Annotated in this window: 13 protein-coding genes; all 13 read left to right on the plus strand. The window is 68.7% G+C overall.

From position 1 onward, the window contains the following. The first annotated feature begins 222 nt into the window (after nucleotides 1-222). Nucleotides 223-1,140 carry a homoserine kinase gene (thrB, locus tag ACWD2L_RS22350; RefSeq protein WP_351338366.1) on the plus strand — a complete coding sequence of 306 codons (918 nt, stop codon included), beginning with the start codon at nucleotides 223-225 and terminating at the stop codon, nucleotides 1,138-1,140. A 396-nt stretch (nucleotides 1,141-1,536) separates the two neighbouring features. Then, on the plus strand, nucleotides 1,537-3,642 hold the full coding sequence (gene rho, locus ACWD2L_RS22355; protein WP_351338364.1) for a transcription termination factor Rho: 2,106 nt from the start codon (nucleotides 1,537-1,539) through the stop codon (nucleotides 3,640-3,642). A gap of 329 nt (nucleotides 3,643-3,971) precedes the next feature. Beyond that, nucleotides 3,972-5,075, plus strand: a complete 1,104-nt coding sequence (locus ACWD2L_RS22360; RefSeq protein ID WP_351343959.1) for an LCP family protein — start codon at nucleotides 3,972-3,974, stop codon at nucleotides 5,073-5,075. A gap of 165 nt (nucleotides 5,076-5,240) precedes the next feature. Next, nucleotides 5,241-5,462, plus strand: a complete 222-nt coding sequence (rpmE, locus tag ACWD2L_RS22365) for a 50S ribosomal protein L31 (protein ID WP_351343955.1) — start codon at nucleotides 5,241-5,243, stop codon at nucleotides 5,460-5,462. Between the two features lie 133 nt (nucleotides 5,463-5,595). Further along, complete coding sequence (gene prfA, locus ACWD2L_RS22370) at nucleotides 5,596-6,672, plus strand: peptide chain release factor 1 (RefSeq protein WP_351343952.1); 1,077 nt, start codon at nucleotides 5,596-5,598, stop codon at nucleotides 6,670-6,672. A gap of 88 nt (nucleotides 6,673-6,760) precedes the next feature. Continuing rightward, nucleotides 6,761-7,600 (plus strand): peptide chain release factor N(5)-glutamine methyltransferase, encoded by an 840-nt coding sequence (prmC, locus tag ACWD2L_RS22375; protein ID WP_351343949.1) that lies wholly within the window; start codon nucleotides 6,761-6,763, stop codon nucleotides 7,598-7,600. 74 nt (nucleotides 7,601-7,674) lie between these two features. Next, nucleotides 7,675-8,322 carry an L-threonylcarbamoyladenylate synthase gene (locus ACWD2L_RS22380; RefSeq protein WP_351343946.1) on the plus strand — a complete coding sequence of 216 codons (648 nt, stop codon included), beginning with the start codon at nucleotides 7,675-7,677 and terminating at the stop codon, nucleotides 8,320-8,322. Continuing rightward, entirely contained in the window at nucleotides 8,319-8,981 is a 663-nt protein-coding gene (locus tag ACWD2L_RS22385) for an arsenate reductase/protein-tyrosine-phosphatase family protein (RefSeq protein WP_351343943.1), read from the plus strand. Before ACWD2L_RS22380 ends, ACWD2L_RS22385 begins: the two co-directional genes overlap by 4 nt. 317 nt (nucleotides 8,982-9,298) lie before the next feature. Further along, entirely contained in the window at nucleotides 9,299-10,585 is a 1,287-nt protein-coding gene (locus tag ACWD2L_RS22390; protein WP_351343940.1) for a serine hydroxymethyltransferase, read from the plus strand. A gap of 139 nt (nucleotides 10,586-10,724) precedes the next feature. Then, nucleotides 10,725-12,044 carry an MraY family glycosyltransferase gene (locus tag ACWD2L_RS22395; protein WP_351343937.1) on the plus strand — a complete coding sequence of 440 codons (1,320 nt, stop codon included), beginning with the start codon at nucleotides 10,725-10,727 and terminating at the stop codon, nucleotides 12,042-12,044. A gap of 270 nt (nucleotides 12,045-12,314) precedes the next feature. Continuing rightward, a complete protein-coding gene (locus ACWD2L_RS22400) occupies nucleotides 12,315-12,773 on the plus strand; it encodes a hypothetical protein (RefSeq protein ID WP_351343934.1) in 459 nt (152 codons plus the stop codon). A 273-nt stretch (nucleotides 12,774-13,046) separates the two neighbouring features. After that, on the plus strand, nucleotides 13,047-13,817 hold the full coding sequence (gene atpB / locus ACWD2L_RS22405) for a F0F1 ATP synthase subunit A (RefSeq protein WP_351343962.1): 771 nt from the start codon (nucleotides 13,047-13,049) through the stop codon (nucleotides 13,815-13,817). 74 nt (nucleotides 13,818-13,891) lie between these two features. Beyond that, nucleotides 13,892-14,131: an ATP synthase F0 subunit C gene (atpE, locus tag ACWD2L_RS22410; protein ID WP_266714117.1), complete on the plus strand. Its 240-nt coding sequence runs from the start codon at nucleotides 13,892-13,894 to the stop codon at nucleotides 14,129-14,131. Nucleotides 14,132-14,141: the final 10 nt, after the last annotated feature.

The following is a 14,141-nucleotide window of genomic DNA, read 5'->3' on the forward strand; positions in this document are numbered from 1 at the left end:
CCTTCCTTCGATAGGCTGTAGCGAACCCGCCCACCGCATATGCCGTGGTGCCGCCGCTGTTTTGTCCATCGCGGCCCGGGTGTCGACCTACGCATCAAAAACATCGGAAGTATCGGAAGTTCTCGAAAACCTCGACTGTCGAAGATCTCGTCGATCTCGTCGGTCAAAGCATCCTTCGGAAGTTCTCGAAACATCCCGCAGCTCAAGGAGAGTCATCGAGCGATGGCCGGTCCCGCGTTCCGCGCCGCCGCCGTCAGGGTGCGCGTCCCCGCCACCAGCGCCAATCTCGGCCCGGGCTTCGACAGCCTCGGTCTGTCGCTGGGGCTCTACGACGACGTGGTCGTCAGGGTCGCCGACTCCGGGCTGAACATCGACATCGCCGGTGAGGGCTCCGAGACCCTGCCCCGCGACGAGTCGCACCTTCTCGTACGGTCCCTGCGCACGGCCTTCGACGCCCTCGGTGGACAGCCGCGCGGCCTGGAGATCGTCTGCGCCAACCGCATCCCGCACGGCCGCGGCCTGGGCTCCTCGTCCGCCGCGATCGTGTCGGCCGTGGTCGCCGCGCGCGCCGTGACCATAGGCGGCGCCGCCGTGCTCGACGACGCCGCACTGCTCGAACTCGCCACCGAGATCGAGGGCCACCCCGACAACGTGGCCCCCTGCCTGCTCGGTGGCTTCACCATCGCGTGGACCGAGACCGGAGCGGGCCGGGCGATCCGTCTCGACGCGGCCGGTTCCATCGTTCCGGTGGTGTTCGTCCCCGGAAAGCCGGTCCTCACCGAAATGGCCCGAGGACTCCTGCCGCGCACCGTCCCGCACGTGGACGCCGCGGCCAACGCGGGCCGGGCGGCCCTGCTCGTAGAGGCCCTGACCAGGCGCCCCGAGCTGCTGCTCCCGGCCACGGAGGACCGTCTTCACCAGGAGTACCGGGCGCCGGCGATGCCGGAGAGCGCCGCCCTTGTGGAGCGGCTGCGGGCCGACGGGGTGCCCGCGATGATCTCCGGAGCGGGGCCGACGGTCCTCGCTCTGGTGGAGGAAGAAACGGCCGACAAGGTCGCCCGGCTGGCCGGGGAGGGCTGGGCGGCGAACCGCCTTGACCTCGATGTCGACGGAGCGAGCGTGCTGCCGCTTGGCTCCTGACATCCGGTTGCCGGATTACGAGAGGGGGAATGTTTGTTGGATCCGGTAGTGTTAACCTCAAGTCTGCACCCGGCCCTACCATGGCGAGGTGCTGTGTGTCCCCGTCAGGGACAACCATTCTTCCGGGAGCCTCCCCAGCGATTCTGTGCATCGTTCTCGCATGTCGAGATGTGGCACTGAAGAGTGGCGAGCACGCTCCGGAACCGGCGTGACCGAGCCGCGTGACACAGAAATCCAGTGCACCCGCGGAATCGGCCAACGCCGTCACCACCGAATCTTCCGCCTCTTCGGCGGACAACCGCCCCGGCACGGTCCGTACAGGCAGGACCTTCGCCGGACAGCACAACCGGTCGCCGAGCCAGACAGGCCGACGTCCGCTCCAGGGAAGGACCCTTCGTGAGCGACACCACCGATCTGATGGGCGTGACTGCCGACAGCTCTGCTGCCGCGCCCGCCGCGTCCTCTGCGGACGCCTCTGCCGCGCCCGCCGGCTCCCGGCGGCGCCGCGGTACCGGCCTTGACGGCATGGTGCTGGCCGAGCTGCAGCAGGTCGCATCGGGCCTCGGAATCAAGGGCACCGCGCGTATGCGCAAGAGCCAGTTGATCGAGGTCATCAAGGAGGCGCAGTCCGGGGGAGGCAACGCACAGGCCGCCCCCGCCAAGAGCGCCGACGCCGCCGAGACGAAGCCGAAGCGGCGGGCCACCTCGAAGGCCCGCACAGGCGAGGAGGCCGCGGCCGACGCCGCGCCCGCGAAGTCGGCCGCCAAGGCGGACAAGGCCGAGTCGGCCGACGCCAAGGCGAAGAAGGCCACCGACCAGCAGCAGATCGAGATCCCCGGCCAGGGTGCCAGTGACGAGCAGCCGGCCGGTGAGCGTCGTCGCCGCCGTGCCACGTCCGAGGCGGGCAGCCCCGAGACGGCCACCGCCGAGGCCAAGGCCGACACGCGGCAGGACAAGCAGGACCGCCAGCAGGACCGTCAGGACAAGCAGGAGCGTCAGGACGGCGGCGACGGCAACAAGGGCGACGGCGGCCAGGACGGCAACCACGAGGGTCGTCGCGACCGCCGTGACCGTCAGGGCGAGCGCCAGGGCGGCGACCGCCAGGGTGGCCGTGGTGGACGCGACCGCGACCGCGGTGACCGCGACCGCCGCGGCGGCAAGGGCGACGACCAGGGCGGCAACCAGCAGGGTGGTGGCCGCGGCAACCAGCAGGGCGGCGGCCGCAACAACCAGCAGGACGACGGCTACGACGACGACGGCAGCGGCCGCCGCGGGCGCCGGGGCCGGTACCGCGACCGCCGTGGGCGTCGCGGGCGTGACGAGCAGGGCTTCGGCAACGAGCCGCAGATCTCCGAGGACGACGTCCTGATCCCCGTCGCGGGCATCCTCGACATCCTCGACAACTACGCCTTCATCCGTACGTCGGGCTACCTGCCGGGTCCCAACGACGTCTACGTCTCCCTGGCCCAGGTCCGCAAGAACGGCCTGCGCAAGGGCGACCACGTCACCGGTGCCGTGCGTCAGCCCAAGGACGGCGAGCGCCGCGAGAAGTTCAACGCGCTCGTCCGCCTCGACTCGGCGAACGGCATGGCGGCCGAATCCGGCCGCGGGCGCCCGGAGTTCAACAAGCTGACGCCCCTCTACCCGCAGGACCGCCTCCGCCTGGAGACGGACCCGGGTGTGCTGACGACGCGGATCATCGACCTCGTCGCGCCGATCGGCAAGGGCCAGCGCGGTCTGATCGTGGCCCCGCCGAAGACCGGCAAGACCATGATCCTGCAGGCGATCGCCAACGCGATCACCATCAACAACCCCGAGTGCCACCTGATGGTCGTCCTCGTCGACGAGCGTCCGGAAGAGGTCACCGACATGCAGCGGTCGGTGAAGGGCGAGGTCATCTCCTCGACCTTCGACCGTCCGGCCGAGGACCACACCACGGTCGCGGAGCTCGCCATCGAGCGCGCCAAGCGCCTCGTGGAGCTGGGTCACGACGTCGTCGTGCTGCTCGACTCGATCACGCGTCTGGGCCGTGCGTACAACCTCGCGGCGCCGGCCTCCGGCCGCATCCTGTCCGGTGGTGTCGACTCGACCGCCCTGTACCCGCCGAAGCGCTTCTTCGGTGCGGCCCGCAACATCGAGGACGGCGGCTCGCTGACCATCCTCGCCACCGCCCTGGTGGACACCGGGTCCCGCATGGACGAGGTCATCTTCGAGGAGTTCAAGGGCACCGGCAACGCCGAGCTCAAGCTCGACCGCAAGCTCGCGGACAAGCGCATCTTCCCGGCGGTGGACGTGGACGCGTCCGGTACCCGTAAGGAAGAGATCCTGCTCGGCAGCGACGAGCTGGCGATCACCTGGAAGCTGCGCCGCGTGCTGCACGCGCTCGACCAGCAGCAGGCGATCGAGCTGCTGCTCGACAAGATGAAGCAGACGAAGTCCAACGCGGAGTTCCTGCTGCAGATCCAGAAGACGACGCCGACGCCGGGCAACGGCAACGACTGACGCTTCAGCCGGATCCAAGGGCCGGGCCCCACCGCTTCGCGGTGGGGCCCGGCCCTTTTCCGTGCCTGTTCCCAACGCTTCGGGGCACTCGTCGGCCAGAGACCTTCACCACACGTATAAGGATCTGTGCCCTCTGTGAAGCATGCGGCACATGGGCGTGAAAGTGCAGGTGGGAGAGGTGCGGGCCGTTGATCCCGCTACGTACGGTCGCTTCTCCGTCCCAGAATGCGCACACGTGTTTGTGCAACCCTTCTCTGCGGTCCGCCGTCACACCGAGTGAACGAAGAAGCGGACCGAAGGACCAGAAGCAGACGAACCTGCGAGGAGTTATGCCGGACCGTGACAGCAAGCCCGGGCGCCACCGCGGCGCCAAGGGCAGCCGCCGCAAGCCGCGCAGCGCGCGCAGCAAAGCGCTGCGCATCGCGGCGTGGAGCGCCGCGGGCGTCGTCGTCCTCGGTGGAACCGGCCTGGGGTACGTCTACTTCCAGCTCAACGGCAACATCAAGAGCGTCGACATCGACTCGCAGTTGGGCACCGACCGTCCGCAGGACGTGGACAACGGTTCCGAGGACATCCTCGTCCTCGGCTCCGACACCCGGGCCGGCGACAACGAGAAGGTCGGCGGCGGCGCCGACGAGGGCTCGGCGCGCTCGGACACCGCGATGGTCGTCCACGTGTACAAGGGCCACAAGCGGGCCAGCGTCGTCTCCATCCCCCGGGACACCCTCGTCGAGCGGCCCTCGTGCACCGACAAGAGCGGCAACGAGTACCCGGCGCAGAGCGAGGCCATGTTCAACTCCGCGTACTCGACGGGCGGCGCGGCCTGCGCGGTGAAGACCGTCGAGTCCATGAGCGGAATCCGCATGGACCACTACGTCGAGGTCGACTTCAGCGGCTTCCAGAAGCTGATCGACGACCTCGGGGGCGTCAAGGTCACCACCACGAAGGCGATCGACGACCCCGACAGCCACCTGAACCTCGGCGCGGGCACGCACACGCTCAGCGGCGAGCAGTCGCTCGGCCTCGTCCGCACCCGGCACGGCGTCGGCGACGGCAGCGACCTGGGGCGCATCCAGCTCCAGCAGGCGTTCATGAAGGCCCTGATGGACCAGATCAAGAGCGTCGGCGTCTTCACCAGCCCGAGCAAGCTGTACGCACTCGCGAACACCGCCACGAAGACGGTGACCACGGACTCGCAGCTGGCCTCGGTCAAGGACCTGACCTCGTTCGCGAGCGGCCTCAAGGGCATCGGCTCCGGCGACATGAACATGGTGACGCTGCCGGTGCGGTACGACCCGAACGACGCCAACCGCGTGCTCCTGGACGACAGCAACGCGAACAAGGTCTGGAAGGCCCTCGAGGCCGACAAGACCATCCCGAAGTCGGCCACGAAGGACTCCGCCAAGGGCTCCGCCGACAGCGTCGTGAAGTAGCCCGGACCCCAACGACAGAACCTCGGGAAGGGCCGGGAATACTTCCGGGCCCTTCTCGGTTTTGGGGGATACGGCCAGTCCTGGCAGACTGGTACGTCGGCCCCGGTTCACGCTCCCGCATCCCGCGTCAGCGACCCGGAGCCCTCCATGAACCTAGGAGACACCTTGAAGCGCGACATTCACCCCGAGTACGTCGAGACGCAGGTCTCTTGCACCTGTGGCGCGTCGTTCACCACTCACAGCACGATCTCGTCCGGCACCGTCCGTGCCGAGGTCTGCTCCGAGTGCCACCCGTTCTACACGGGCAAGCAGAAGATCCTCGACACCGGTGGCCGTGTGGCCCGCTTCGAGGCCCGCTTCGGCAAGTCTGCGGCTGCCAACAAGTAGCGAAGCTCCAGCGCCGGTCCACGGTGCCCCTGTTTTTCGCGGGGGCACCGGGACCGGCGCTTTGCAGTGCAGCCCCCGGGATCCGGGGGCATCCCGGAATGACACAGCACCCCCGTAACTGCAGGAGCCGGAGATGTTCGAGGCCGTCGAGGAACTGATCGGTGAGCACGCCGATCTGGAACAGAAGCTCGCGGACCCCTCGGTCCACGCCGACCAGGCGAACGCGCGCAAGCTCAACAAGCGTTACGCTGAGCTGACCCCGATCGTCACCACGTACCGCTCCTGGAAGCAGACCGGGGACGACGTCGAGACGGCGAAGGAATTCGCCGCCGACGACCCGGACTTCGCGGCCGAGGTCAAGGACCTCGAGCAGCAGCGCGAGGAGATCACCGAGAAGCTGCGGCTCCTCCTGGTCCCGCGCGACCCGTCCGACGACAAGGACGTGATCCTCGAGGTCAAGGCCGGCGCCGGCGGTGACGAGTCCGCGCTGTTCGCGGGCGACCTGCTGCGCATGTACCTGCGCTACGCGGAGCGCGTCGGCTGGAAGACCGAGATCATCGACGCCACCGAGTCCGAGCTCGGCGGCTACAAGGACGTCCAGGTCGCCGTGAAGACCAAGGGCGGCAACGGCGCGACCGAGCCCGGCCAGGGCGTCTGGGCCCGCCTGAAGTACGAGGGCGGCGTGCACCGCGTGCAGCGTGTGCCGTCCACCGAGTCGCAGGGCCGCATCCACACCTCCGCCGCAGGCGTGCTGGTCACGCCCGAGGCCGAGGAGGTCGACGTCGAGATCCACGCGAACGATCTGCGCATCGACGTGTACCGCTCATCGGGCCCCGGCGGGCAGTCCGTCAACACGACCGACTCCGCCGTCCGGATCACGCACATCCCCACCGGCGTCGTGGCTTCCTGCCAGAACGAGAAGTCCCAGCTGCAGAACAAGGAGCAGGCGATGCGTATCCTGCGCTCCAGGCTCCTCGCAGCGGCGCAGGAGGAAGCGGAGAAGAACGCCGCCGACGCCCGCCGCAGCCAGGTCCGCACCGTCGACCGCTCCGAGAAGATCCGTACGTACAACTTCCCGGAGAACCGCATCTCGGACCACCGCGTCGGCTTCAAGGCCTACAACTTGGACCAGGTGCTCGACGGCGAGCTCGACCCCGTGATCCAGGCGTGCGTCGACGCGGACTCGGCCGCCAAGCTCGCCGCCGCGTAGAACCGCACCGCCCGCCCCGTACGACAGCTCAGCCCGGAGGATCAGCGTGCAGCAACATTTTGGGGGGCGACCCCCGAACCCCCGCAGCGTGCTGCTCGCGGAAGTGGCCCAGGCCACCCAGCGGCTCGCCGACGCCGGCGTGCCCTCGCCGCGCAATGACGCGGAGGAGCTCGCGGCCTACGTGCACGGCGTCAAGCGGGGCGAGCTGCACACCGTCAAGGACGTGGACTTCGACGCCCGGTTCTGGGAGGCGACCGCGCGCCGCGAGGCCCGCGAGCCGCTCCAGCACATCACCGGACACGCCTACTTCCGCTATCTGGAGCTCCAGGTCGGCCCCGGGGTCTTCGTGCCGCGCCCGGAGACCGAGTCGGTCGTCGGCTGGGCCATAGACGCCGTCCGCGCGATGGATGTCGTCGAACCGCTGATCGTCGACCTCTGCTCCGGCTCCGGCGCCATCGCGCTCGCGCTCGCCCAGGAGGTGCCGCGCTCGCGCGTGCACGCCGTGGAGCTGTCCGAGGACGCGCTCAAATGGACACGCAAGAACGTCGCGGGGTCCAGGGTCGACCTGCGCCAGGGCGACGCCCTGGAGGCCTTCCCCGACCTCGACGGCCAGGTCGACCTCGTCATCTCCAACCCGCCGTACATCCCGCTCACCGAGTGGGAGTACGTCGCCCCCGAGGCCCGCGACCACGACCCGGAACTGGCCCTGTTCTCCGGCGAGGACGGGCTCGACCTGATCCGTGGGATAGAGCGCACCGCCCACCGTCTGCTGCGCCCGGGCGGCATCGTGGTCATCGAGCACGCGGACACACAGGGCGGCCAGGTGCCGTGGATCTTCACCGAGGAGCGGGGCTGGGCGGACGCCGCCGACCACCCCGACCTCAACAACCGCCCGAGGTTCGCGACCGCCCGCAAGGCACTGCCGTGACCGACGCGTTGTCCTTCGAGTTTGACGAGTCCGAGCGATCCGCAGAGCAGCACACCGAGCAGGAGGCCCGCTAGATGGCACGGCGTTACGACACCAATGACGCAGTGGACCGCGCCACCGGCCTGCGTGAAGCCGCCTCGGCAGTCCGCCGCGGCGAGCTGGTCGTGCTGCCCACCGACACCGTGTACGGCATCGGTGCCGACGCCTTCACGCCCGAGGCGGTCGGTGACCTCCTGGAGGCGAAGGGCCGCGGGCGCAACATGCCGACGCCGGTGGTCATCCCGTCGCCGAACACGCTGCACGGGCTCGTCACGGACTTCTCGGAGATGGCCTGGGAACTGGTCGACGCGTTCTGGCCGGGCGGCCTGACCCTCGTCGCCAAGCAGCAGCCGTCGCTGCAGTGGGACCTCGGCAGCACCCGCGGCACCGTCGCGGTCCGCATGCCGCTGCACCCCGTCGCCATCGAACTGCTCACCGAGGTCGGCCCGATGGCGCTCTCCTCCGCGAACCTGACAGGACACCCGGCCCCCGAGGACTGCGACGCCGCGCAGGAGATGCTCGGCGACTCCGTCTCCGTCTACCTCGACGGGGGGCCGACGCCAGGCAACATCCCGTCATCCATCGTCGACGTCACCGGCAAGATCCCGGTCCTGCTGCGCGAGGGCGCGCTGACCGCGGACGAGCTGCGCAAGGTCGTACCCGACCTCGAGGTGGCGAATTGACAGCCCCTGAGACGGGGCGTGGCATAGGCAACGGGTACGTACGCACGCCGGCCCTCCCCGGCGACACCTTCCGCATCCTCCACGTCAGCACCGGCAATGTGTGCCGCTCGCCGATCACCGAGCGGCTGACCCGGCATGCCCTCGCGGACCGGCTCGGCGCGCCGCTCGCCGGCGGGCTCGTCGTGGAGAGCGCGGGCACCTGGGGCCATGAGGGCGCGCCCATGGAGGCCAATGCGGAAACGGTCCTGGCGGACTTCGGGGCGGATGCCTCCGGCTTTGTGGGCCGTGAGCTCCTCGACGACCACGTCATAAGGGCCGACCTGGTCCTGACCGCGACCCGCGACCACCGGGCGCAGGTCATCTCCATGGGCCACAGCGCGGGTCTGCGGACGTTCACGCTGAAGGAGTTCACGCGGCTCGTGCAGGCCATAGATCCGGCCACGCTGCCGGATCCGATCGAGTCCGGTGTGGTCGAGCGGGCCCGTTCGTTGGTGCGGGCTGCGGCGGCTCTACGCGGGTGGCTTCTCGCTCCGTCGGTCGAAGCGGACGAGGTCTACGACCCGTACGGCGCACCCCTCCCGTTCTTCCAGTCCGTCGGCGGCGAAATCAACGAGGCCCTGGCCCCGGTCGTCACGGCCCTGACAGGCATCACGAAGTAGCTCCTCAAACGCCGGAGTGGCTGAGCTTGGGGCTCTGCCCCATACCCCGCTGGCTCTCGTCACAAGAGCGGGGGCTTGAAATGCCCACCCGTCGCAGGGCATTCCATATTGCCCCCGCGGCGGGTGAGCAAATTTAAGCCCCGCTCTTGTGACGAGAGCCAGCGGGGTCCGGGGCGGAGCCCCGATCTTTCAGCCCCGCCGGCGTTTGAGGCGCGGGGTCCGGGGCGGAGCCCCGTGGCGTCAGCACGGGCGGGCGCAACCGGGCGGATCTACATTGGAAGGCACCTACCCGCCCCACGCGAGGCCCGGAGCCGACGATGCCGGTCACCACAGAACCCGCAGCCCTGGCGGAGCTACAACGTCAGGACCCCGAACTGGCCGAAGTCCTCCTCGCGGAGACCGCCCGCCAGTCGGACTCCCTCCAGCTCATCGCCGCCGAGAACTTCGCCTCGCCCGCAGTCCTCGCCGCCCTCGGCTCCCCGCTCGCCAACAAGTACGCGGAGGGCTACCCCGGCGCCCGCCACCACGGCGGCTGCGAACTCGTCGACGTCGCCGAACGCCTCGCGATCGACCGCGCCAAGGCCCTCTTCGGCGCCGAACACGTCAACGTACAGGCGCACAGCGGCTCTTCGGCCGTGCTCGCCGCGTACGCCGTACTGCTGAAGCCCGGCGACACCGTCCTCGCGATGGGCCTGCCGTCCGGCGGCCACCTCACGCACGGCTCACCGGCCAACTTCTCCGGCCGCTGGTTCGACTTCGTCCCGTACGGCGTCGACGCGGAGAGCGGGCTCATCGACTACGAGCAGGTCCGCGCGGCGGCCCGTGCCCACCGCCCGAAGGCCATCGTGTGCGGCTCGATCTCGTACCCCCGGCACATCGACTACGCCGCCTTCCGGGAGATCGCCGACGACGTGGGCGCCCACCTCATCGCCGACGCCGCGCACCCCATCGGCCTCGTCGCCGGGGGAGCGGCCCCGAACCCGGTCCCGTACGCCGACATCGTCTGCGCCACCACGCACAAGGTGCTCCGCGGACCGCGCGGCGGCATGCTGCTGTGCGCGGCCGAGCTGGCCGACCGTGTCGACCGGGCCGTCTTCCCCTTCACCCAGGGCGGCGCCCAGATGCACACGATCGCCGCGAAGGCCGTCGCGTTCGGCGAGGCGGCGTGGCCGGGCTTCACCGCGTACGCCCACCAGGTCGTGGCCAACGCGCGGCTGCTCGCGGGCGCGCTGGCGGCGGAGGGCTTCGGCGTCACCACCGGCGGCACCGACACCCACCTGCTGACCGTGGACCCGGCCCCGCTCGGCGTCGCGGGCACGGTGGCGCGTGGCCGGCTCGCCTCCGCGGGCATGATCCTCGACACATGCGCGCTGCCTCGCTGCGGAGCGGGCGATGTCACCGCCGACGGCGGCCGCGGCCTGCGCCTCGGCACCGCCGCCGTCACCACACAGGGCATGGGCGGAGGCGAGATGGCCCGCGTCGCGGTGCTCCTGTCGGGTGTCGTACGGGGCGTTCTCGACACCCGTACGGTCCGCGAAGAGGTGCGTGAACTGGCTGGAAGGTTCCCCCCGTACCCCGCCGAGAACGGGGTAGGCGCACTCTGAGACACCCCTTGCGCCGCACCAGTGCGTCTCTGGAACCGTCAGCCGTGCAACCATCGTCGCTACCCGGAAGTCCCCAACCCTAAGCACGCGAGACTAGGGTGTGGGGCTGAGATGGCCAGCGATACCTGTGGGGAAGCCCGTGCGTGAATACCTGCTGACGCTCTGCATCACGGCCGCGGTGACCTATCTGCTCACAGGCCCGGTGCGGAAGTTCGCGATCGTGGCCGGCGCCATGCCGGAAATCCGTGCGCGTGACGTGCACCGGGAACCCACGCCGCGGCTCGGCGGTATCGCCATGTTCTTCGGCCTGTGTGCGGGCCTGCTCGTCGCCGACCACCTCACCAACCTGGACAAGGTCTTCGAGTCCTCGAACGAACCGCGCGCGCTGCTCTCCGGCGCCGCGCTGATCTGGCTGATCGGCGTTCTGGACGACAAGTTCGAGATCGACGCCCTGATCAAGCTCGGCGGCCAGATGATCGCCGCGGGCGTGATGGTCATGCAGGGTCTGACGATCCTGTGGCTCCCGATCCCCGGCGTGGGGACGGTGTCCCTCACCCAGTGGCAGGGCACGCTGCTCACCGTCGCGCTCGTCGTCATCACCATCAACGCGGTGAACTTCGTCGACGGCCTCGACGGCCTCGCCGCGGGCATGGTGTGCATCGCCGCCGCCGCGTTCTTCCTGTACGCGTACCGGATCTGGTACGGCTACGGCATCGAGTCCGCGGCCCCGGCCACGCTGTTCGCGGCGATCCTGATGGGCATGTGTCTGGGCTTCCTGCCGCACAACATCCATCCGGCCAGAATCTTCATGGGCGACTCGGGCTCCATGCTCATCGGCCTCGTCCTCGCGGCCGGCGCCATCTCCATCACGGGGCAGGTCGACCCGGACGCCCTCAAGTTGAACCTCGGCGGTTCCACGCGTGACACCACGCACGCGATGCTCCCCGTCTTCCTGCCGCTGCTGATGCCGCTGACGATCATCGCGATCCCGTTCGCCGACCTCGTCCTCGCGATCGTGCGCCGCACCTGGAACGGGCAGTCGCCGTTCGCCGCGGACCGCGGGCATCTGCACCACCGGCTCCTGGAGATCGGCCACTCGCACTCCCGCGCGGTGCTGATCATGTACTTCTGGTCGGGCCTCATCGCCTTCGGCGCGGTCGCCTACTCGGTGCACTCCGCGTCCGGGATGTGGGTCGTGCTCGCCATCGTCGCCCTGAGCTTCGTCGGGCTCGTCATGCTGCTGCTGCCGCGCTTCACGCCGCACGCGCCGCGCTGGGCCCAGCACTTGGTGCCGCCGCGCTATCGGCGAGCGGCCGGGGCCGCGGAAGGGGACGGGGCGACAGAGGGTTCCGAGGGCGAATCGGCCCGCGACCCGATCCCCGCGGGCGTCAACGGAGCGACGGCGATCGGTGGCCGTTCGCGCTTCACGGATCGGCGTAAGGCGGGAACGCCCCGTTGACCCGGGCATCCAAGAGTCCGAAATGAGCCCAATACCAGACATGTTGGTCTCGCGCCCGCACAGACGCGCAGGATCCCCCTCACGTGTGACGGTTGGCACACCTTCTAGGTAAAGACCGCATCAAATAGTTTGTGATACCGTTCACGAAGCCGGGGACAGGGCCGAAAGGCCATAAGGCGAAGGTCATTTGGCCCGAATCGACCCATCGGATCCCGGACTACGCTCGTCCATGACGACACCCTGCCCCCTTCAGTAAGCGGAGTTGCCGCCATGCCCTCCAATGACGCACGGACCCTTCTTCAAGCCGTCGTACCCACCGCCGCCGCGGGCGTGATTGCCGCGGTGATCAGTGGTGTGGTTGCGGGTGGCAAGGGGGCCATCGGTGCGCTGGTGGGTGCGCTGGTCGTCATCGTCTTCATGGGCCTCGGGCAGGTCGTGCTGATCCGCACGGCAAAATCGCTTCCGCAGCTGTTCCAGGCGATGGGGCTGATGCTCTACGTCGCCCAGCTGCTGCTGCTCCTGATCTTCGTGGCCATTTTCAAGGACACGACTCTCTTCAATCCCAAGACCTTTGCCATCGTGCTGATCGTTTCGACGGTCGTGTGGATGGCCGCACAGGCTCGTGCGCACATGAAGGCCAAGATTTTCTATATCGATCCCGAAGCGGCGCCCGGCTCCAAGGGGACCGGGACCAGCGAGAAGGCCGAAAAGACCGGGTCGTCGTCGTGAGAGGTAGGGCCGGGATAAGCGTCCGTTCGGCGGGCTGCTATCGTCCGGTGCCAACTGCGGCATCGCCGGCGCGGGCACGAGAGCTGACGCCTGCACGATCGCGAGGCTCACTGCCTGCCCGCCGCCCCCACGCCCGAATCACCAGACCGGTGCCGATCCGCGGCTGCGCGCCGCACCGACACAACGAGGTTGCCGTACTTATGCGTCACGCCGAAGGAGCCCGCGGTGAGTGCTGACACGACCCAGCTCGCCTTTGACTGGAGCTGTCGGATCATGTCCGACAACGGATGCGGCTTCCCGGCGCCGGGCCTGCACTCCTTCCTGTTCGAACCGATTGCCGACTTCGGCTGGTTCTATTTCAACAAGGTGATGCTGCTCGCCCTCATCACCACGGTCGTCATCTGCTGGTTCTTCTACGTCGCGTTCGGCCGCTCGAAGGTCGTGCCCGGGAAGATCCAGATGATCGGTGAGGCCGGCTACGACTTCGTCCGCCGCACCATCGTCTACGAGACGCTGGGCAAGAAGGAGGGCGAGAAGTACGTACCGATCATGGTCTCGCTGTTCTTCTTCATCTGGATCATGAACGTCTGGTCGGTCGTTCCGCTGGCCCAGTTCCCGGTCGGTTCGATCATCGCCTACCCGATCATCCTCGCGGCGATCGTGTATCTGATCTGGGTGCCGCTCACCTTCAAGCGCCATGGTTTCGTGGGCGGTTGGAAGAACATCACCGGCTACGACAACTCGCTCGGCCCGGTCAAGTGGCTGGTCTCGCTCATCGAGTTCTTCTCGAACCTGCTGGTCCGCCCGTTCACGCACGCGGTGCGACTCTTCGCCAACATGTTCGCCGGTCACCTGATGCTGGTGATGTTCACCGTCGCCTCCTGGTACCTCCTGAACAGCTGGATGATCCCGGCAGCGGGCGTCTCCTTCGTGATGACGATCGCGATGATCCTCTTCGAACTTTTCGTGCAGGCCGTTCAGGCATACGTCTTCGTGCTCCTGGCCTGCTCGTACATTCAGGGCGCTCTCGCCGAGCAGCACTGAGCTCCACCGCCCAACCACCCCAGCTCGTCCGGTGGACAACCCCCACCGGTTCGTAAAGAAAAGGAAGTAACGGCATGTCCGCGTCCATCGAACTCGCCGCTGGCGTCTCCGGCTCCCTCGGTTCCATCGGTTACGGTCTCGCCGCGATCGGCCCCGGCATCGGTGTCGGCATCGTCTTCGGTAACGGCACCCAGGCCCTTGCCCGTCAGCCCGAGGCCGCCGGCCTCATCCGCGCCAACCAGATCCTCGGCTTCGCCTTCTGTGAGGCGCTCGCCCTGATCGGCATCGTCATGCCGTTCGTGTTCGGTATCTGATTTCCATACC

The organism is Streptomyces sp. NPDC002754 (assembly GCF_053592315.1).

What these genes read in the sequence shown, in the direction of transcription:
- thrB (WP_351338366.1), top strand. Translation starts at nt 223, where the DNA reads ATGGCCGGTCCCGCGTTCCGCGCCGCCGCCGTCAGGGTGCGCGTCCCC.
- ACWD2L_RS22360 (WP_351343959.1), top strand. Translation starts at nt 3,972, where the DNA reads ATGCCGGACCGTGACAGCAAGCCCGGGCGCCACCGCGGCGCCAAGGGC.
- prfA (WP_351343952.1), top strand. Translation starts at nt 5,596, where the DNA reads ATGTTCGAGGCCGTCGAGGAACTGATCGGTGAGCACGCCGATCTGGAA.
- ACWD2L_RS22380 (WP_351343946.1), top strand. Translation starts at nt 7,675, where the DNA reads ATGGCACGGCGTTACGACACCAATGACGCAGTGGACCGCGCCACCGGC.
- ACWD2L_RS22390 (WP_351343940.1), top strand. Translation starts at nt 9,299, where the DNA reads ATGCCGGTCACCACAGAACCCGCAGCCCTGGCGGAGCTACAACGTCAG.
- ACWD2L_RS22400 (WP_351343934.1), top strand. Translation starts at nt 12,315, where the DNA reads ATGCCCTCCAATGACGCACGGACCCTTCTTCAAGCCGTCGTACCCACC.
- atpB (WP_351343962.1), top strand. Translation starts at nt 13,047, where the DNA reads ATGTCCGACAACGGATGCGGCTTCCCGGCGCCGGGCCTGCACTCCTTC.
- atpE (WP_266714117.1), top strand. Translation starts at nt 13,892, where the DNA reads ATGTCCGCGTCCATCGAACTCGCCGCTGGCGTCTCCGGCTCCCTCGGT.